This window comes from Kitasatospora sp. NPDC085464, from assembly GCF_044541955.1.
Lineage (GTDB): Bacteria > Actinomycetota > Actinomycetes > Streptomycetales > Streptomycetaceae > Kitasatospora.
This window is the reverse complement of record NZ_JBITTM010000003.1, coordinates 77,142-95,605: the sequence shown is the minus strand read 5'-3', so window position 1 is coordinate 95,605 and position 18,464 is coordinate 77,142. Positions and strand designations below refer to the sequence as shown.

The window sequence follows — 18,464 nt, the reverse complement described above, 5'->3', positions numbered from 1 at the left end:
TGGCTGGAGCGTCACCTTCAGAGGCCGGGGGCGCAAGGTGTGGTGCGATGCCCACGTGAGATCCGGGGGCCGGGCTCGGGACGCGACGCCCGCCCCGGGCCGTGGACCACGGAAGGAAACCCCCATGCTGCTCCGCGCGCTGGCCGCCACCGGTGTCGCCGCATCGTTGTTCGGCTCGTCGGGCCTGGGCGGCAGCCCGCACCCGCCGCCGGTCCCGATCGTCATCGACAGCGTGACGGCCAACGGCTCCGGCTGCCCGACGGGGACGGCCGCCGTGAGCGTGTCCCCCGACAACACCGCCTTCACCGTCACCTACAGCACGTACCTCGCCCAGGTGGGGCCCGGGTCGTCGCCGACCGACTACCGGAAGAACTGTCAGCTCAGCCTCGTCGTGCACGTCCCGGGCGGCTACACCTACGCGGTCGTGTCCGCCAGTTACCGCGGCTTCGCGTCACTGGCGCCCGGGGGCGACCGGGATCCAGCGGGCCGGCTACCACTTCCAGGGCAGCAACCGCACCACCAACTCGACCCATCGTTTCGACGGCGCGTTCAACGACGACTGGGAGGTGACCGACAGCGTGGACGCCCGCGCCCGCGTCTTCGCCCCCTGCGGAGCCGAACGCAACCTCGACATCAACACCGAACTGCAGGTCGATCAGGGCACGTCGAGCCCGAGCGCCACCAGCTTCATGGAGATGGACTCGACGGACGGCAGCATCACGTCCGTGTACCACCTGGCCTGGAAGCGGTGCCGGTGAGCTCCTGACGCTGCGTTCCCCGCTGACGGCCGCCCTGCCGGACCCGTGGTCCCGGCAGGGCGGCCGTCGCGGTACGGCCGTCAGCTGTCCGGCGGCCGACGTCAGGCGTCGGTGCCCGCGGTCGGGGCCGGCCGCGGGATATCCGCTGGCCTGCGGTCGGCGGGGCCCGGCAGGATGCCGCCATGACGACGAGCGGAGCCCCCGGGACGGCGGCCGAGGCGGTGCGGGAACTGCGCGGGATCGCCCACTGGTGGGTCGACGGCCGGCACGTCGAGCCGGAGTTCCTGATGCAGGCGGCGCTCCGCGCCCTGGCCGCCGGCGTGGACACCCCGTCGCTGTGGCTCCTCGCCTGGCTGCTCAGCGGTGAGGAGGACCAGGCGCCGGAACTGTTCGGCCGCGTGATGGACGAGCTCGGGTTCGGCCTCCACCCGCTCGGGGAGCACGAGGACTACTGGCAGGGCCGACTGGCCCTCGCCCGCTGGTGGGCCGCCGAGATCGTCGGGGGGTGGCTCGATCCCTACGAGGGGGCCGGACTCATCATCGAGAACGTCGCCGAGGCCTACGGGGCGTGCGAGGAGCTGGCGCCGATGGTCGACGCGGTGGTGACGTACACGACCCAGGCCCGGCCGCAGCTGCCCCCGGGCGAGATCACCGCGCACCTGACCCGGGCCGCCGGTGAACTCCTGGTCCGCATTCCGCCCCGCCCGGTCTGCTCTGAGGTCGGGGTGGCCGGAACCCGGCGAAGCGACCGAAGCGACCGAAGCGACCGAAGCGACCGAAGCCGCGGGGCCGTCCAACGGTACGCTCCGTGGCCGGCCGCCGGTGAGCCGCGCACCGCGGGACCGCGCCCGTACGGTCCTGCCCTCGCGGGGTGGTGCGGGTGCATGGCAGCCTGGAGGTGGAGTCTCCGGGCAGGTCGCCCGTGCGGGCGACACGGTGCTTTCGAAGGAGTCCGTGCCATGGCTGGTGGCACCACGGGCAGTGGCAGAGGCAGTAGTGGCCGCACCGTCGAGCGTGCCTTCGCGGGCGGGTTGACCACGTTCGCCGGGATCATGCTGATCTTCGGCGGCATCATGGCGGTGTTCCAGGGGATCTCCGGCATCGCGCACGACGACCTGGTCGTGGTCACCAAGGACTACACGTTCTCGATGAACACCACGGGCTGGGGATGGATCGATCTGGTCCTCGGCGTCGTCCTCGTCCTGGCCGGGACGGCGCTCGTCGGGGGCGGGGGTGCCGTGTGGGCGCGGGTCGTCGGTGTCATCGCGTCCGGGCTCGCGATGATCGCCAACTTCGTCTGGCTCCCGCACTACCCGTTCTGGGCGGTCGTTCTGATCGCGATCAACGCCTTCGTCATCTGGGCGCTGTGCGTCGGGACGACCAGAAGACTGAGCTGAGCTGACAGCCGCACCGGCCCGTCCCGCCGTTCACCGCGCTCGGCCCCGCGGCCGGCGGCCCCCGCCGCCGGCCGATCGAGGTCAGAGCGGCGAGAGGAGGCAGAACTCGTTGCCCTCCGGGTCGGCCAGGACCGTCCAGGAGATCGCGGACCGGTCGACGCCGGGGTCGGTGGCACCCAGGGCGAGCAGCCGGGCCTCCTCCGCGGCCGGGTCGTCACCGCGGTAGGGGCGGACGTCGAGGTGGACGCGGTTCCACCCGCTCTTGGTGTCGGGGGTACGGAGGAACTCCAGGTAGGGGCCGACGCCCCGGGCGGAACGCATGGTCGCGTGGTCGTCGGTGACCTCGTGCAGCGTCCAGTCCATCGCCTCGCCCCAGAACCCGGCCATCGCCCGCGGGTCGGCGCAGTCGACCACCACCGCGGCGATCGGCCCGGTGTCCTGGTGGCCCGGCCGGGGATCCAGGACGCAGAACTCGTTGCCCTCCGGGTCCGCCATGACCGTCCAGGGGACGTCGCCCTGACCGATGTCGGCGGGCCGCGCACCGAGGTCCGTCAGGCGCGCGACCAGCTCCGCCTGGTGCGCGGCCGAGGTGGTGGCCAGGTCGAGGTGGACCCGGTTCTTGACCGTCTTGGGCTCCGGGTGGGCGATGATGTCGATGCAGACGGCCACCGGGTCGGGGTAGGCGAAGCCCACGGGTTCGAGGTTGGTCACGCCGGGCGCCTCGCTGTCGATGCCCCAGCCGAGCGCCTCCGCCCAGAACCGGCCGAGCGCAGCGTCGTCCTGGGCCTTCATGTTGATCTGCACGAGTCGGGTCGCCATGCCCAAGATCATATGACCCGCCGTCGGCCCAGGGGGCGGTCACGGTCGGAAGACCCCGGCCGGCCCGGTCCTCGGGCCCGGGCGCCGGTCAGGCGTCGAGCACCTGGCCGTGCCGCTTGACGACCGGGCCCTCCGTCGACCACGGGAACTCGATCCAGTCGTCCGTCCGCTTCCACACGTACTCGCACTGCACGAGGGAGTGCGACTTCTCGTAGATGACGGCGGACCGCACCTCGGCGACGTGGTCGAGGCAGAAGTCGTGCACCAGCTTCAGCGTCTTGCCGGTGTCGGCGACGTCGTCGGCGATCAGGACCTTCTTGCTGGTGAAGTCGACCGCCTGGGGGACGGGCGCCAACATGACCGGCATGTCGAGGGTGGTGCCCACGCCCGTGTAGAACTCGACGTTCACGAGGTGGACGTTCTTGCAGTCCAGCGCGTACGCCAGACCACCCGCCACGAACACACCGCCGCGGGCGATGCTCAGGATGAGATCGGGCTCGTACCCGTCGGCGGCGATCGTCTGCGCGAGTTCGCGCACCGCCTGGCCGAAGGTCTGGTAGTCCAGGGTCTCGCGCACTTCAGTCACAGTGTCCAGTGTCCTCGGCAGGCGGTCGGGCGGCGAGCTGCGGCGCGCCGAGCCGAGGTCACCGCGGGACGCCCGCCGGCCCCGCGACCTCAGGGCGCGGTGGCCTCCCAGGCCGCCTCGATCATCCGGAAGACCTCGTCCACCGTGGCTTCGGGATCCTCCGCCTGGCAGGCCAGCGCGTAGGCGTCGACGGCGAACCGAGCGGTCGCCCGGCAGGCCGTCGCACTGCGGGACAGGTCGGGATCGGCGGCCAGCGCCGCCGCCAGCGCCTGCGCGTGCCGCAGACCCATCGACTCCTCGTACTCCCGCAGGGCGGGCGACCCCTCGATCATGCGCCGGACCGGGGCACTGCCCTCCGCGGTGCAGTGCCCCACCAGGGCCCGGACCTCGCGGTGCAGCGCCCCGATGAGCGGCTCGTGCGGGCCGCGGTCGGTGACCGCCCGCGTGAGGCGCTGCTCGAAGTCCTGGTCGCGCTCGAAAACCAGGGCCTCCTTCGAGGCGAAGTGGGCGAAGACCGTGGTGACGGCCACGTCGGCCTCGGCCGCCACGTCACGGATGCCCACGGCGTCGTACCCGCGTTCCAGGAAGAGCCGCAGCGCGGTGTCGGCGATCTTCCGGCGGGTCGCAGCCTTCTTGCGTTCCCGGCGTCCGGGCGGCTCGGTCATGCCGTGACACTACCAGATACGAATCACTAACCGTTGCGAAACACTATCCGTTAGGCCTAGTTTCGGCTGCATGAGGAAAATCAGCTTCGCCGAGTTCGGCGGTCCCGAGGTCCTGCACCTGGTGGAAGCCGAGGAGCCCCACGCGGGCCGCGGCCGGATACGCATCGCCGTACGGGCGGCGGGGGTGAACCCCGTCGACTGGAGGATCCGGGAGGGCCAGGTCCTGGGAGCCCATCCGGTCACGCTGCCCGCCGGGGTCGGGCTGGACGCCGCCGGCGTGGTGGACGAGGTCGGCGAGGGCGTCGAAGGGGTCGAGATCGGCGACCACGTGTTCGGCGAAGGCACCGACACGTACGCCGAGTTCGCCGTGCTGTCCGCCTGGGCCCGCATGCCCGCGGGACTGACCTTCGAGGAGGCGGCCGGGTACCCGTCCGTGGTGGAGACCGCCCTGCGCATCATCCGCGAGGTCGGCGTGCGGCCCGGGCAGACGCTGCTGGTCAGCGGCGCGTCCGGCGGCGTCGGCTCAGCGGTGCTGCAGATCGCCCGCGAGCGCGGCATCACGGTGATCGGCACGGCCGGGGCCGCGAACCAGGACTACCTGCGCGGCCTGGGCGCCCTCGCCACGACCTACGGCGGGGGCTGGGTCGAACGGGTGCGGCGCCTGGGCCGGGCCGACGCGGCCCTCGACCTGGCCGGCTCGGGCGTGATCCCCGAACTCGTGGAGCTGACCGGGGACCCGCGCAAGGTCGTCTCCATCGCCGACCTCGGCGCCCCGCAGCTGGGCGTCCGCTTCTCCGGCGCGGCCGGGAGCGTACCGGACGCGCTCGCCGAGGCCGTCGACCTCATCTCCCGGGGCAGGCTCCACATCCCGGTCGAGAAGTCCTACCCGCTCACCGAGGCCGCCGCGGCGCACGCCGACAGCCGCGCCGGCCACACCCGCGGGCGCCGGGTCCTGGTCATCTGAGCCGCCGCCCGCCCGGTGCCCCCGCACCGCCCCGGGGCCCGACCGGCCCCGGGGCGCCGTGCTGCGCCCGCCCGCTCCCGTGCCGCGCCCGCCCGCTCCCGGGCCTCAGCGCTGCTCCTCCGGGCGGCCCGCGACCTCCCAGCGGGTGTGGAAGGTTCCGTCCCGGTCGACCCGGTGGTAGGTGTGCGCGCCGAAGAAGTCCCGCTGGCCCTGCACCAGCGTGGCCGGCAGGCGCCCCGCCCGCAGGCCGTCGTAGTAGGCGAGCGCGGTGGCGAAACCGGGTGCGGGCACCCCCAGTTGGACGGCCGCCGAGACGACCCGCCGCCAGGCCGACTGCGCGGAGCCGATCGCCTCCTGGAAGTGCGCGTCGGTCAGCAGCGTCGGGCGCTCCCGGTCGGCCTCGTACGCGGCCCTGATCCGGTCCAGGAAACGGGCCCTGATGATGCAGCCGCCGCGCCAGATCGTGGCCATCGCCCCGGGGTCGATGTCCCAGGAGTACTCCGCGCTGCCGGCCTGGATCTGGTTGAAGCCCTGGGCGTAGGCCACCATCTTGGAGGCGTACAGGGCCTGTTCGACGTCCTCCGCGAACCGGTCCGCCGCCGCGCTGTCGAGCCAGGTCTCGGTGGGGCCGGGCAGGCCCCGGCCGGCCCGGCGCAGCGGCACGCTGCCGGACAGCGCGCGGGCGAAGACCGCCTCGGCGATCCCGCTCACGGGCACGCCGAGGTCCAGCGCGCTCTGGACCGTCCAGCGGCCGGTGCCCTTCTGCTCGGCCTGGTCGAGCACCACGTCGACGAAGGGCTTGCCGGTCGCCGCGTCGGTGTGGGCGAGGATCTCGGCCGTGATCTCGATCAGGTAGGACTCCAGGCGTCCGCCGTTCCAGGCCCGGAAGACGTCGGCGATCGCGGCGGGCTGCAGTCCGGCTCCGTGCCGCAGCAGGTCGTACGCCTCGGCGATGAGCTGCATGTCGGCGTATTCGATCCCGTTGTGGACCATCTTGACGAAGTGGCCGGCGCCGTCCGGCCCGACGTGGGTGCAGCAGGGCTTGCCGTCGACCTCGGCCGCGATGTCCTCCAGCAGCGGCCCCACGAGCCGGTAGGCCTCCGGCGTGCCGCCGGGCATGATGCTCGGGCCCTCCAAAGCACCCTGCTCGCCGCCGGAGATCCCGCTGCCCACGAAGTGCAGTCCGCGTTCCCGCAGGGCCGCTTCGCGCCTCCTGGTGTCGGGGAAGTGCGCGTTCCCGCCGTCCACCAGCACGTCGCCCGCGTCGAGCAGCGGCACCAGTTCGTCGATGACGGCGTCGGTCGGCGCCCCGGCCTTGACCATGATGACGATCAGCCGGGGGCGTTCCAGGGCCGTGACGAACGCCTCCGTGGTCTCGGCGCCCACGAAGTCGCCCTCGTGCCCGAACTCCTCCAGCAGCGCCGCGGTCCGCGCCCACGTGCGGTTGTGCACGGCCACGCGGTGCCCGTGGCGGGCGAAGTTCCGGGCCAGGTTGCGGCCCATCACGGCCAGGCCGGTGACGCCGATCCGGGCCGGTGCCTGTGCGGTCATGGCGGGCCTCCTACTCCGCGGAGAGGGCGAGGACCTCGTCCTCGGGGAGTTCGACGTACTGCTCTCCGTCCGCCTCGAACTGCGCCCCGGCGCGCAGGTTGAAGAGGATCCGCTCGCCGACCTTGACGTCCACCGGGTGCGGCTTGCCGCTCCCCAGGGGCCGGCCGGGCCCCACCGCCACCACCTCGCCCTTCCACCGGTCCGGATCCTGCGGGGCCGCCCCGCCGATCGGCTTGACGATCAGGTGGTCGTGCTTCGGGTGGAAGTCGGGCATGACATGGTCCTCTCACGTAGCGCCTGCGGCGCAGCCGGGGCCGCCCCCACCCATCGATTCTGCCGGGGTTCGGGCGTCCCGCACGCGAACGGCGCCGGGGCGGGGGAGCCGCCGGGCCCGGGCCTACTCCGTCCGGGTGGCCAGGGCCGCCGCTTCGGGGCCGATCGGCCTGGTGAGGAAGTGCTCCCGCACCCGGTCGGTGACCACCCGCCGCAGTGTCGGCTGCACCACCTCGGAGGTCGGGATCGCGTCCCACCGCATGTACGGCCACCACCGCTCGTGCGCGGCCAGCAGCATCCGCTCGCCGCCCTCGACATCGCCCTCGACGGCGTACCAGCCGGCGAGCCACAGACAGAGGTAGTACTGCTCCGGGAGCTCGCCGAGCGACTCGACCAGCCCGCGGGCGCGGGCGAAGTCATTGGTCCGGGCGACCGCCTCCCAGGCGACCCGCTTCTCGCGCGGCGCCAGCGCCGCGAACTCGCGGCCCAGCAGCCACTCGCCGATCACGCCCTCCCGCGGTACGAGCGGCCCGCCCCAGTCGTAGTGGCAGGGCAACAGCCACTCCACCGGCCGGAGGTCGAGCTGCTCGGCCAGCCAGAGCAGTCGGTCCCGCAGGATCCGGCCCTCCGGAACGCGGGCGGCCGCGGCGCGCAGCCTGGGCTGCGCGGGGACGCCCGCGTACAGCTGGGCGACCAGGAACGCCTCGTCGAACGGCACGTCCTGGTCGCACAGGTCCCCGCCGTCCGGTCCCTGACGTTCGATCAGCAGCTCGGCCAGCTCGCCCGCCTCCGCGAAGCGGTCCTCCCAGCAGAGGATCTGGACGGCCGCGGCTCCGGCCTCCCACGCCGGGTCGGGTCGTGCGGCGGGATCGGTGGCCAGCGCGAGCAGTTCGGGGAGCACCTCGCGGTGCCCGCCGTGCCGGGCTCGGGAGGTCAGGCGTTCGGCAGATGTCACCCCACCACCCAAGCACAGGGGCACCCGGCGTTGACGCGGGGCCGGGGGCCGCGGGGGATCGGGGGATCGGTGGGTCGCGGGGGATCGGGGGCGCGGACATCGGTGAAGCACGGCAGTACTACGATCTCGGCCATGGGGCTGCGTTGCCACTCGTTCATCGAACAGTGCCGGCCCCGGACGGCCTGCGTCCGCTGCGCGTTCCGCGCCGTCAGGTAATCGACGATGTCCGATCCGTCGAGCCTTTCGAACCCGTCGAGCCTGTTGCACCCGTCGAACCGTCGAAGCCGCCGCCGACGTGCCGCGCCCCGGTCGACCGTTGCCCGCTCGACCGTCCGACCACCACCCGACCCCACCGAACCCGACCCCACCGACCGAAAGTGCTGCCGACATGCGACCCGCCCTCTTCACCATCGACCTCCCCGGCCCGGGACGGCTGAGCACCATGGCCAGACCCCGTGGCCACGACTGGCTCGACGACGAGATGGCCGCGCTGAGGAACCACGGCGTCGACGTCCTGGTCTGCGCCCTCACCGGACCCGAACTCGACGAACTCGGCCTCGCGGACGAACCCCGCGCCGCCGCCGCAGCCGGGCTGCGGTTCGTCGCGATACCCGTCCCCGACCGCACCGTCCCCGATCGCGCCGCGGTCCTGCCCACCTTGCACGGGCTGGCCGGACGGCTGCGCGACGGCGCACACGTCGTCACCCACTGCCGGGCCGGCATCGGACGTTCGTCCCTGCTCGCGGCCGCACTCCTCGTCCTGGACGGCGTCGATCCCGACACCGCCTGGAACCTGATCGAACGAGCCCGTGGGCTCGCCGTCCCGGACACCGCCGAGCAGCGGGCGTGGACGACGGAACTGCTCGCACAGCCGTGAGGCGACCGACCGCTCTACAACTGCTCGAAGTGGAAGGAACGGATGAAGCAGTCGCGCGGCTGCCCGATCGCGAAGAGAACGCAGTCGAGGACGGACCGGGCGGTCAGCGGGTCGCGTGCGGTCCGGGAGGCACCGTCCCAGCCGGCGTGGAGCGGGTCGCCGTCCGTGAAGTCCGGCGGGTAGAGCGAGATGACGCGGATGCCCTCGGGGCGCAGCCGGTGGGAGAGGACGTCGGCGAAGCCCGCCTGGGCGGCCTTGGCCGCGTAGAACGCGGGGTGCGCCTGGGACCGGTGGTCCCGGGCCTCCGCGGCCGAGGAGACCAGGTTGACCACGTCCGCGCCCTCGGAGGCGCGCAGCAGGGGTAGGAAGTGCTTGACCGTCAGGAGGGTGCCGGTGGCCCCGGAGGCGACGGTGTCGGTGATCGCTTCGTCGTCGGCGTCCCACAGGTCGGGGCCGGCCAGGTACCGGGCGCCGTTGTTGACCAACACGTCCACCCGGTCGGTGTGCGTGGCGACCTCCTCGGCGAAGCCCCGTACGGTGGCCGGGTCTGCCAGATCACAGGCGAACGCGTCCACTCGCGCACCGCTGTCGGCCACCACCTCCTCGGCCACCGTCCGGGCGGCGGCCGGAGTGCGGGCGGAGAGGAACAGGCGCGCACCCAGCCGACCCGCCTGCAGCGCGAACGCCCTTCCGAACCCGCGCCCGGCCCCGGTGACCACCACGGTCCTGCCGGCCAGATCCATGTGCGTACTCCTTCGAACTTCTGGTGTTGCTCGCATCGCGGTGGGCGTCACCGTGGCGTCGCCGGACGGGGTGTCAGTCGAGGTCGCGGGCGGTGGTCCCCCGCGATTCCAGGTTCCAGGTGATGACCCGACGGGGGTGGATGCGGATGATGTCCGTGCTGAAGTGGTCGGGTGACACGGGCGGCACGTCGACGGCCAGCACCTCGGCCCGACCCCTGATCTCGATGCCGCGCCCCCACCCCCCGGCGACGGGGTCGTCGGCCGGGGCCAGGTCGTCGACCAGCACCGAGACCTCGGGGCGGGCCTGGGCGTTGCGGTACTTCCGGCTGCGGGCGTTCGCCGGCCCGCCGATGTCGATGGTGCCGTCGTCGTTGAGCCGGAAGCCCACCGGGCGGACCTGCGGACCGCCGTCGGGACCGGTGGTCGCCAGGCGGGCCAGCGGCTGGGCGGCGAGGTACGTGCGTTCCCTGTCGGTGAAGATCATGCCGCCGACCCTAGAAGCTCATGCGCGCTTGAGGTCAAGGCCGCCGAAGCGTCATGGGTCAGCGGGATCGGGCGATCCACCCGACGAAGGCGGTACGGAAAATGTCGGGCGGCCGGGACCGGTGCCGCCGCACGATGGGGGCATGGATGACACGACCTTGGTATCCCGGTTCCTCCGCGACGGCTTCGTGAAGATGGAGGGCGCCGTCGCGCCGCGCGTGGCGGAGGAGTGCGCGCGGCTGCTGTGGCAGGAGACGGGCTGCGACCCGGACGACCCGTCGACGTGGACGCAGCCCGTGCACTGGGTCGCCGGCATGGCGCAGGGGCCGTTCGCCGCCGCCCCGAACTCCCCGTCCCTGCACCGCGCGTACGACCTGCTCGTCGGCGCCGGCCGGTGGGAGCCGCGGTACTCACTGGGCACGTTCCCGCTGCGCTTCCCGCACGAGGAGGAACCGGACGACGCGGGCTGGCACATCGAGGGGAGCTACCTGCCGGAGGGCGAGACCTGGTACTTCACGAATCTGCGCTCCCGGGGGCGGGCGCTGCTGATGCTGTTCCTGTTCAGCGAGGTCGGTGAGGGGGACGCCCCGACCAGGATCCGGGTGGGTTCGCACCTCGACGTGCCGAAGGTGCTGGAGAAGCACGGGGAGGACGGGGCGAGCGGGCTGGCCATCGCGCCCGACCTGGTGGCGGCGTCCGACCACCGGCCGATCGCCCTCGCCACCGGGTCCCCGGGCGACGTCTACCTCTGCCATCCGTTCCTGGTGCACGCGGCGCAACCGCACCACGGCGCGCGGCCGCGCTTCATGGCCCAGCCGCCGCTGATGCCGGCCGCGCCGTACGAACTGGAGCGGGCCGACGGCGCGTACTCGCCCGTGGAGACGGCGATCCGCCTGGGCCTGGGGCTGGACACCCCCGGCCCGGACGGGGACGGCACCGGGCGCGCCGCCGGGTAGCAGCGCTGCACGACCGTCGTCGGGCGGGGGCGGGTGTGAGGAGGGGCGGAGGTCCGTTCCAGGCCCCCTGACGTTCCGTCGAGGCGTTCCAGGCGGCGGCGAATCCGCAGGTCAGGGTGGGTGGCGGTATTCCGGCGTCCCGGATCGCCGGGCAGGGGTGGCGGGCGGGACGGGCCGGCGGCCAGTCTGTGGGCCTCGACATCGAAAGGTTGCCCTCCTCATGCGTACTTCGAACCGACGCTCGGTCACCGTGCTGCTGGCCGCTGCCGCCCTGGTGGCCGTCGCGGCCGCGCCGGCCGCCGCCGTCCACGGCGGATCGGACACCACGACCGCGTCCCACCCGTTCGTCGTGGCGCTGCAGACCGCCGCGGGTGAGCAGTGGTGCACCGGCGCGCTGATCGCGCCGACCAAGGTGCTGACCGCGGGCCACTGCGTCAGCGAGGCGGACGACCCGCGCTCGCTGCGGGTGATCGCCGGCCGCACCGACCTGACCGGCTCCGGTGGCCAGGTCCGCCGGGTGAAGGACTACCGGGTGGACCCCCGCTTCACCTCCGGCCTGGACCACGACTCCGCCGTCCTCGTCCTGGACCGTCCGCTGCCGTCCAAGACGGTCCGGGTGGCGCGCAAGGGCGACGAGGCGCTGTACCGGTACGGGAACCAGGCCACCCTGCTGGGATTCGGGCGCACCGGCGCGGACGGCCCCGGCACGCACCTCAAGCAGGCGGTGCTGACGCTGGCTCCGCCGGCCTCCTGCGACCCCTTCACCTCGTCCGACGACTCGCCGCTGCTCAAGGTCTGCGGCCTGCCGCAGGCCGGTACGACGGACAGCGTCTGCAAGGGGGACTCGGGCGGGCCGCTGGTGGTCGGCGGTGTCCTGATCGGTGTGGTCTCCACCGGCAACAAGTACTGCGACACCCAGCACCCGGTCTCGGTGTTCACCCGGGCCACGGACGTCCCCGCGCAGTTGCTGTCCTAGCCGGGCGGTGGGACCGGGGTGTGGCCGGACGGGGTGCGGCACGGGCGGCCCGAGGGCAACGGGCCGCCCGTGCCACGGACGCCGGCGGCCCGCAAAAACCGTTTGCGGGCTGCCGATACCGCCTGCTACGTTTCCGGAGGCCGTGCGAGAGAACAAGGAGGTGGTACCCGTGAACGCAGTATCGACATGGGTGCTCCCCTCCGGGGTCACGGTCGGGCGATAGGTCGTCCCGGGAGCGCCGTTCCACGAGCACTCCCGAAAGGCACGACGATGCACTTCACCTCCGAGCAGCGCCTCGACGACGGCGTCCTCGAACGCGAATTCACCCTCGGCGAGATCCCCGGCGTCCTGTGGACGCCCGCATCCGCCTCCCCGTCCGCACCGGTGCCGCTGATCCTGCTGGGCCACCCCGGCGGACTGCCCCGGATGTACCCCCGAGTCCTGGCCCGGGCCCGGCACTGCGCGGCGGACGGCTTCGCCACCGCCACCATCGAGCTCCCCGGAAGCGGTGACCGGCCCCGTTCCGCCACCGCCGAACAGGCCCGCGCCGACCTTCGCCGGGCGCTGGAAGCCGGCGAACCCGTCAGCGGCGAGATCGTGGACCGGCTCATCCTCCCGCTGGTCGACAAGGCCGTCCCCGAATGGCAGGCCACCCTGGACGCCCTCCTCGCGCTGCCCGAGATCGGCGGCCCGGTCGGCTACTCGGGGGGAGTGATCGCCATCGGGACCAGGCTGGCGAGGGTCGAGCCGCGCATCGAGGCCGCCGTCCTGTTCGCCGGGAGTTTCGTGCCCGCCGTCATGTTCGAGGAGGCCCGCCAGATCACCATTCCGCTGCACGTCCTGCTGCAGTGGGACGACGAGGGGAACGACCGGCAGGCGGCCCTGGACCTGTTCGACGCTTTCGGCTCCCAGGAGAAGACGCTGAACGCCAACCTCGGCGGGCACACCGGCGTCCCGCAGTTCGCGGGGGACGCCGCCGCCCAGTTCTTCGCCCGGCACCTCCTGAAGTGAGGCCGGGCCCCCGGGCCGCGGGTCGGGCCCCTGCCGACCGGCAGGGGCCCTGGGCCGGGCCCGGAGGCCGCCGCGTCAGACGCCGTCCTTGTGGCCGTTCGAAACGATCAGCTTCTCCATGCTGGTGTGAGCGGGGGCGGCCTTGGTGTTGCTCTCCTCGTGGAACAGCCTGAGGTACTGGAACAGGACGCGCACACAGGTGTCCCGCCCGTCGTACTCCGCATTGTCGACGAGTCGGTAGTCCTTCGAGATCTCCCTCAACTGCCCGTCGGGAGCGGTGTACACGGGGTGCCACATCAGTTTCACGTCCGGGTTCAGCTGCTGCACCAGCCGCAGGTGCGGGACCTCCAGCCTGATGAGGATGCTGTCCGGGTCGTAGGCCCGTACGAAGATGTGCACGGGGCCGGTCGCCCGGGACACGAAGGCCTTGGACACCAGGCTCCACATCGGCCCGGTGAGCTTCCAGTTCGGGTGCAGTTCCAGGACGTTGAGCACGCTGCCGATCCGAGTCCGCGCCACCGGCGTGTGGCCCTTCCGGTACGCGTATTCGCTGGTCTCGATGCCGCCTGCCCACAGGGCCATGGTGGGCGTCCCGATCTCCAGGTGCTCGGCCATGAGCCGGACGAACTCCTGGTACCAGGAGTTGGACGCGCGGAGTTCGCGCTGCTCCTGGCGGTCGCCCGTCCTCGCCGCAGCCTCGTCGTTGATCGCACCTTGCGAGTCGACCCCGCCGAGCAGCAGTTGCCAGGCGGCGTCGGCCTGGGGCCGGGGAATGCCCGCGGCCTCCGTCAGTTCCTGGTACGGCTTCCACTCGGGGTGCTCGGTGGGCCTCGTGGCGTAGTGCTCGTCCAGGCCGGCCTTCTGGCGCTGCACCTGGCGCGTCACCGCCGCGTTCCTCACCCGCTGCTGAAGCGCGAACAGGCCCGTGGGGCGGGCCGCACGCCCGGCGGCGGCGGTCGGCGTCGTCTGCTGCTCGGTGGCCCCGCGTGTCTCGCGCACGTCCTGGCTGCCCTTCCTGCCTGCCGTTCCGGTCGCTGCCGCCCAACCTAGCCGCGGCGGCAGCGACGGGACGAGGGACCAGAGGGCAAACCCGGGGCACACCCGGCCGCTCGCGCGGCCCGCGGCACGGACCACCCGTCGGGCCGGACACCAACGGCTTGTTCGTCCGCAGGCCTGCGGAGGAGGGCGGCCGCGGACGGCCGTCAGCCGATCCGTTCGGCCAGGGCGAGGATGATGCCCGAGGGGCCGCGGAGGTAGCAGAGGCGGTAGAGGTCCTCGTACCGCGCCACCTCGCCGAGCAGTTCGGCGCCGTGGGGGCGCAGGCGGGCGACGGTGTCGTCGATGTCGTCGACGGCGAACATGACCCGGTGCAGGCCCAGCGTGTTCGGCGGCGGGTCGTCCGACCCGGCACCGACCGCCGCGGGGGCGTGGTACTGCGCGAGCTCCAACTTGCCGTGGCCGTCCGGGGTCCGCATCATCGCGATGTCACTGCGGACACCGTCGAGCCCGACGGTCTGGTCCGCGAACAGGCCCTCGATCCGCGCCCTGCCCTCGACCTCCATGCCGAGTTCGGTGAAGAAGGCGACGGCGGCGTCCAGGTCCTCGACGACGATGCCGACGTTGTCCATCCGCTGGAGCGTCATGGCGGTTCTCCCTCTGCGTTGTGTGGCCCTCCGAGGCCACCGGTATACCGGGGACGGCGCAGGCGGCCCGTTCTCGACACCCGTGACCGCTCTGATCCCCCGGGCCGCCCACCGGGCACCTCCCGGACGGGTCCGCGAGCCGTAGCCGCCCGTGGACGGTGGTGCGGGGGATCGGCGGGCGGCCCCGCCGTGCCCGAACGGCCGGTCGCGAGCGAGCCCGGGCCCGGGGACGCCTGCGTGCTCGTACGGCGCTCGACCGGGCCCCGGGGTCAGCCCGTCGGACCGGCGGTGGCCGGCGTGGTCCGGCGCGTGGCGCCACCGGCCCGGATCCGCTGACGCAGGAACAGGGCGGCGCGGTCCAGCGCCTCGTCCGCCTCGTCGAGGACGCCGGCGAAGGCCTGGAACACGTGCGGCGCGTCGGCGGTGACGTCGAGGATGACGTCCACGCCCGCCGCACTCGCCCGCGCGGCCAGGCGGGTGGAGTCGTCCAGCAGCACCTCGTTGGTGCCGACCTGGATCAGCATCGGCGGCAGGCCGGTGAGGTCGGCATGGACGGCCGGGCTCAGCAGGGGGTGGCGCGGGTCGGCTCCGGCGAGGTACATCGCCCCGGTGTGGCCGAGGGCCGCGCGGGTGAAGATCGGGTCGACGCCCTCCTTGGTCTCCATGCTCCCGCCGGTCCGGGTCGCGTCCGTGCCGGGGGAGAACGCCAGGATGCCGGTGGGCTGGGGGAGCCCCGCGTCCCGGGCGGCGAGGCAGGTGGTGACGGCGAGGCCGCCGCCGGCGGAGTCTCCCGCGAGGACGATGGCGGCGGGGTCCTCACCGCGGTCGAGGAGGGCGCGGTAGGCGCTCAGGGTGTCCTCGATCGCGGCGGGGAAGGGGTGTTCGGGAGCGAGCCGGTAGTCCAGCGAGTACGCTCCGAGGCCCGTCCTGGCCACGAGGTTCCCGGTGAGCGAGAGCGCGGTCTCGGGCGAGCCGAAGACCCAGCCGCCACCGTGGAAGTAGAGGATCGTCCCGGAGCCGGTTCCCGCCGTCGGCTCGACGCGCAGTGCCGGCCGGTCGCCGAGCGTCGTCGGCGAGGTGCGGATGCGGTCGTGGGGCACGATCATCCGGGCCATCAGCTGCCGGAATCCGGCCCGGAGCTCCTCGACCGAGTGGGGGCCGTCCGGGCCCGGCTGCCTCAGGATCTCGTCTACCCGGATGCGTTGTTCCCTGCTCATGAGCACACTCCTGCCAGAAGTAGCTTCCTGTACACTATATGCCGTGGAATATACATCGAGCAGAGCAGTCGCGGCAGCGGGTTTCTCCGAGCTGTTCGCCGACCTGGTCCGGTGCGAGACGCGCCTCTACAACGCCCTCAGCGACCGCCTCCGCGCGCGGCACGGGATCGTCACCTCGCAGTACGAGTTCCTGGCCTACCTGCGGGACCACCCCGGGTGCCGGGTGGCGGACCTCGCCGCCGAGTTCGCCATCGGCGTCGGCGCGACCAGCAAGGGCGTCGACCGCCTGGAGAAGCAGGGTTGGGCGGTCCGCCGGCCCAACCCGGCCGACCGCCGCTCCTCACTGCTGGCCCTGACCGAGGACGGCGCACGGCTCGTCGAGGAGGCGGACCGCACCTTCACGGACGGTCTGGCCGAACTGCTCGGAGGCGCCTTGGACGGCCCCGCGCTGTCAGCCGTCGCACAGGCCTTCTCCACCCTGCGGACCGCCCTCGAACGCGACCAGATCGGCACCCCGACCGGCTGACCCGCCGTCAACTCGGCCCCGGGCTACCGCACCCCTCCCCGGGGGCGGTGGCAGCAACAGCCGCGCCTCCGAAGACTCCGGCCGGCGTCCCACCTACCCCCGGGTGGCAGGCGTCAGGGTGCCTCGCCGGAGGGCGTCAGCAGCACGCACTGGTCGAAGTTCATGCAGCCGCAGGCCATGCAGTCCGCGACCGCCCGGCGCAGCGCCTGGGTCTGGGCGATGTGCTCGTCGAGTTCGGGGAGTTTGCGGGCGGCCAGCTCGCGCCACTGGCGGGTGGCCCCCGGGGAGGTGTCGTCGTTCAGGAGGGCGGCGATCTCGGCGAGGGTGAAGCCGGCCCGCTGCGCCATCCGGATCAGCGCGACCCGCCGGACCGCACCGGCCGGCCAGACCCGGCGCCCCGCCTCGCGCCGGGCGCCCGGCAGCAGTCCGCGCTCCTCCCAGTAGCGCAGCGCGGACGCCCGGACCCCGACGGTCCGTGACAGCTCGCCAATTCCCAGGTACCGCACGCCCACGCCCCCGACGGGTTGACTTCACGCGCGCTTGAAGCACGACCGTGACGTGCATGTTCTCATCTCTGGGGCACGTGCTGCCCGGGGCCTACCGCCCGTTGTTCGCCGTCCGCCCCTTCCGCCGCCTGCTGCCGGTCTTCGCCCTGTCGGACCTGGGGGACGGCATGAGCACCGTCGCCGTCGCCTGGCTGGCGCTCTCGCTGGCCCCGCGTGGTGGTCAGGGCGCGCTGGTCGGGATCTGCGTGGCCGCGTACACCCTGCCGGGCGCGCTCGGCGCGCTGGTGCTGGGCCGCCGGCTACGGCGGCTGTCGGCGCAGCGGCTGCTCGTCGCCGACGCCGTCCTGCGGGCCCTGCTGCTGGGCGCGGTCCCGGTCGGGTACCTGACCGGTGTGCTCGGCCCGGTCGGCTACGTCGTCCTGCTGGGTGCGTCCTCGTTCCTCCACGTCTGGGGCAAGGCCGGCAAGTACGCGCTGTTCGCGCCGTTGCTGGACGACGGTCTGCGGTTGGCCGCGAACAGTGTGCTGAGCACCAGCCTGTCGAGCGCGACCGTGCTCGGCCCGGTGCTGGCAGGCCTGTTGGCGGGCGTGGTGTCGCCGGCGTGGATCATCGGCCTGGACGCGGTCACCTTCGCCGTGCTCGCGGTGCAGGTCGGCCGGATCGCCCTGCCGGCGGCACCGGCCGGGCCGCCCGGTGCCGGTGGGGCGCGGGAGGGGCTGGGGGTGTTCCGGCGTCACCCGGAGCTGCTCGGACTGCTGGTGCTGACGTGGCTGTTCAACCTCGCCTACGGGCCGGTCGAGGTCGCCCTGCCGCTGTTCGTCGCGCACTCCCTGGACGACGGCGCGGGCCTGCTCGGCGCCTACTGGGCCGCGTTCGGCGCCGGAGCCGTCGTCGGGGCGCTGGGTGCCGGAGCCGCCGGGCGACTGCCGCTGTGGCCGACCATGCTCGCCATCGTCGCGGGCCACGGCATCGGCCTGCTGCCGTTCGCGGTCGCCCACACCGCCGTCCCGTCACTGATCGGCTTCGCCGCGGCCGGCGTCGTCTACGGACCGTACTCCGCGCTGTCGCTGGCGCTGCTCCAGGAGAGGGCGCCGAGCGGATCGCTCACCACCGTGCTCGCCGCCCGCAGTGCGGTGCTCATCACCGCCTCGCCCCTGGGAGCCACGCTCGGCGGGCTGCTCCTGAACCGTGTGGCGGCGCCGGTCCTGCTGGTCGGCTGTGGCCTCGCCATGATCCTCACGGCCGCCCTCGCCGCCTCGCTCCGCGGCCGGCACGCCGTGCGACGGCGGCGTCGGCGGGCGAGCGCGCCCGCGGTCCCGGCCGTGCGTTCGGCCGTCGGCGTCGCGTCCGAGGGCGGGTTCGACACTCCGTCCGGCGCCTCGTCCGAAGGCCCCTCCGGCGCCCGATCCGACGCCCCGTCCGGCGTCTGATCCGACGCCGCCGACCGGGAGCGGACGGTGCCGCCGACCGGGAGCGGACGTGCCGCCGCCCGCGACGGACGCGGCCGCCCGCTCCCGGCTGGCCGCCGTCGGGGTGACTGTCCGACGGGGCATGACAG

Annotated in this window: 20 protein-coding genes and 1 pseudogene; 9 read left to right on the top strand and 12 right to left on the bottom strand. The window is 73.3% G+C overall.

Annotated features, from left to right (window positions below):
- Positions 1 to 127 precede the first annotated feature (127 nt).
- Positions 128 to 758, top strand: a pseudogene (locus ACIGG8_RS03660) (DUF4360 domain-containing protein).
- A gap of 182 nt (positions 759 to 940) precedes the next feature.
- The gene (locus ACIGG8_RS03655) at positions 941 to 2,155 is read left to right on the top strand and encodes a hypothetical protein (RefSeq protein WP_396545423.1); all 1,215 of its coding nucleotides are present in this window, start codon (positions 941 to 943) and stop codon (positions 2,153 to 2,155) included.
- 81 nt (positions 2,156 to 2,236) lie between these two features.
- Here the strand turns inward: ACIGG8_RS03655 and ACIGG8_RS03650 are convergent, their stop codons facing one another.
- The 3 genes from ACIGG8_RS03650 to ACIGG8_RS03640 all read right to left on the bottom strand — a co-directional run bounded on the left by ACIGG8_RS03650 (position 2,237) and on the right by ACIGG8_RS03640 (position 4,225).
- Positions 2,237 to 2,974 carry a VOC family protein gene (locus tag ACIGG8_RS03650; RefSeq protein ID WP_396545421.1) on the bottom strand — a complete coding sequence of 246 codons (738 nt, stop codon included), beginning with the start codon at positions 2,972 to 2,974 and terminating at the stop codon, positions 2,237 to 2,239.
- An 88-nt stretch (positions 2,975 to 3,062) separates the two neighbouring features.
- On the bottom strand, positions 3,063 to 3,560 hold the full coding sequence (locus tag ACIGG8_RS03645) for a phosphoribosyltransferase (RefSeq protein ID WP_396545419.1): 498 nt from the start codon (positions 3,558 to 3,560) through the stop codon (positions 3,063 to 3,065).
- An 89-nt stretch (positions 3,561 to 3,649) separates the two neighbouring features.
- Positions 3,650 to 4,225, bottom strand: a complete 576-nt coding sequence (locus ACIGG8_RS03640) for a TetR/AcrR family transcriptional regulator (protein WP_396545417.1) — start codon at positions 4,223 to 4,225, stop codon at positions 3,650 to 3,652.
- 70 nt (positions 4,226 to 4,295) lie between these two features.
- Here ACIGG8_RS03640 and ACIGG8_RS03635 point away from each other — a divergent pair, with 70 nt between their 5' ends.
- A complete protein-coding gene (locus ACIGG8_RS03635) occupies positions 4,296 to 5,189 on the top strand; it encodes an NADP-dependent oxidoreductase (RefSeq protein WP_396545415.1) in 894 nt (297 codons plus the stop codon).
- 105 nt (positions 5,190 to 5,294) lie between these two features.
- Here ACIGG8_RS03635 and gndA read toward each other — a convergent pair whose 3' ends face one another.
- The 3 genes from gndA to ACIGG8_RS03620 form a co-directional block, all read right to left on the bottom strand.
- Positions 5,295 to 6,740, bottom strand: coding sequence for an NADP-dependent phosphogluconate dehydrogenase (gndA, locus tag ACIGG8_RS03630; protein ID WP_396545413.1), 1,446 nt, complete (start codon positions 6,738 to 6,740; stop codon positions 5,295 to 5,297).
- Positions 6,741 to 6,750: 10 nt separating this feature from the next.
- Entirely contained in the window at positions 6,751 to 7,014 is a 264-nt protein-coding gene (locus tag ACIGG8_RS03625) for a hypothetical protein (RefSeq protein ID WP_350526093.1), read from the bottom strand.
- 123 nt (positions 7,015 to 7,137) lie between these two features.
- On the bottom strand, positions 7,138 to 7,968 hold the full coding sequence (locus tag ACIGG8_RS03620) for a hypothetical protein (RefSeq protein ID WP_396545411.1): 831 nt from the start codon (positions 7,966 to 7,968) through the stop codon (positions 7,138 to 7,140).
- Positions 7,969 to 8,356: 388 nt separating this feature from the next.
- Here ACIGG8_RS03620 and ACIGG8_RS03615 point away from each other — a divergent pair, with 388 nt between their 5' ends.
- Entirely contained in the window at positions 8,357 to 8,845 is a 489-nt protein-coding gene (locus tag ACIGG8_RS03615) for a tyrosine protein phosphatase (RefSeq protein ID WP_396545409.1), read from the top strand.
- Between the two features lie 14 nt (positions 8,846 to 8,859).
- On the opposite strand, the gene ACIGG8_RS03610 is transcribed toward ACIGG8_RS03615, so the two are convergent.
- Entirely contained in the window at positions 8,860 to 9,588 is a 729-nt protein-coding gene (locus ACIGG8_RS03610; protein ID WP_396545408.1) for an SDR family oxidoreductase, read from the bottom strand.
- Positions 9,589 to 9,661: 73 nt separating this feature from the next.
- The gene (locus tag ACIGG8_RS03605) at positions 9,662 to 10,072 is read right to left on the bottom strand and encodes a PPOX class F420-dependent oxidoreductase (protein WP_396545406.1); all 411 of its coding nucleotides are present in this window, start codon (positions 10,070 to 10,072) and stop codon (positions 9,662 to 9,664) included.
- 142 nt (positions 10,073 to 10,214) lie between these two features.
- On the opposite strand from ACIGG8_RS03605, the gene ACIGG8_RS03600 reads away from it, so the two are divergent.
- From ACIGG8_RS03600 to ACIGG8_RS03590, 3 genes are all read left to right on the top strand, one after another.
- Positions 10,215 to 11,027: a phytanoyl-CoA dioxygenase family protein gene (locus tag ACIGG8_RS03600; RefSeq protein ID WP_396545404.1), complete on the top strand. Its 813-nt coding sequence runs from the start codon at positions 10,215 to 10,217 to the stop codon at positions 11,025 to 11,027.
- A gap of 220 nt (positions 11,028 to 11,247) precedes the next feature.
- The gene (locus ACIGG8_RS03595) at positions 11,248 to 12,003 is read left to right on the top strand and encodes a S1 family peptidase (protein WP_396545402.1); all 756 of its coding nucleotides are present in this window, start codon (positions 11,248 to 11,250) and stop codon (positions 12,001 to 12,003) included.
- Positions 12,004 to 12,273: 270 nt separating this feature from the next.
- Positions 12,274 to 13,014, top strand: coding sequence for a dienelactone hydrolase family protein (locus ACIGG8_RS03590; RefSeq protein WP_396545400.1), 741 nt, complete (start codon positions 12,274 to 12,276; stop codon positions 13,012 to 13,014).
- Between the two features lie 75 nt (positions 13,015 to 13,089).
- Here ACIGG8_RS03590 and ACIGG8_RS03585 read toward each other — a convergent pair whose 3' ends face one another.
- From ACIGG8_RS03585 to ACIGG8_RS03575, 3 genes are all read right to left on the bottom strand, one after another.
- The gene (locus ACIGG8_RS03585; RefSeq protein ID WP_396545398.1) at positions 13,090 to 14,013 is read right to left on the bottom strand and encodes a hypothetical protein; all 924 of its coding nucleotides are present in this window, start codon (positions 14,011 to 14,013) and stop codon (positions 13,090 to 13,092) included.
- A gap of 203 nt (positions 14,014 to 14,216) precedes the next feature.
- Positions 14,217 to 14,657: a VOC family protein gene (locus ACIGG8_RS03580; protein ID WP_396545396.1), complete on the bottom strand. Its 441-nt coding sequence runs from the start codon at positions 14,655 to 14,657 to the stop codon at positions 14,217 to 14,219.
- A gap of 269 nt (positions 14,658 to 14,926) precedes the next feature.
- Positions 14,927 to 15,874: an alpha/beta hydrolase gene (locus ACIGG8_RS03575; protein WP_396545394.1), complete on the bottom strand. Its 948-nt coding sequence runs from the start codon at positions 15,872 to 15,874 to the stop codon at positions 14,927 to 14,929.
- A 43-nt stretch (positions 15,875 to 15,917) separates the two neighbouring features.
- Here ACIGG8_RS03575 and ACIGG8_RS03570 point away from each other — a divergent pair, with 43 nt between their 5' ends.
- On the top strand, positions 15,918 to 16,400 hold the full coding sequence (locus tag ACIGG8_RS03570; protein WP_396545392.1) for a MarR family winged helix-turn-helix transcriptional regulator: 483 nt from the start codon (positions 15,918 to 15,920) through the stop codon (positions 16,398 to 16,400).
- Between the two features lie 113 nt (positions 16,401 to 16,513).
- On the opposite strand, the gene ACIGG8_RS03565 is transcribed toward ACIGG8_RS03570, so the two are convergent.
- Positions 16,514 to 16,906 carry a MerR family DNA-binding protein gene (locus ACIGG8_RS03565; RefSeq protein WP_350524088.1) on the bottom strand — a complete coding sequence of 131 codons (393 nt, stop codon included), beginning with the start codon at positions 16,904 to 16,906 and terminating at the stop codon, positions 16,514 to 16,516.
- A 56-nt stretch (positions 16,907 to 16,962) separates the two neighbouring features.
- On the opposite strand from ACIGG8_RS03565, the gene ACIGG8_RS03560 reads away from it, so the two are divergent.
- Positions 16,963 to 18,336, top strand: coding sequence for an MFS transporter (locus ACIGG8_RS03560; protein WP_396545390.1), 1,374 nt, complete (start codon positions 16,963 to 16,965; stop codon positions 18,334 to 18,336).
- Positions 18,337 to 18,464: the final 128 nt, after the last annotated feature.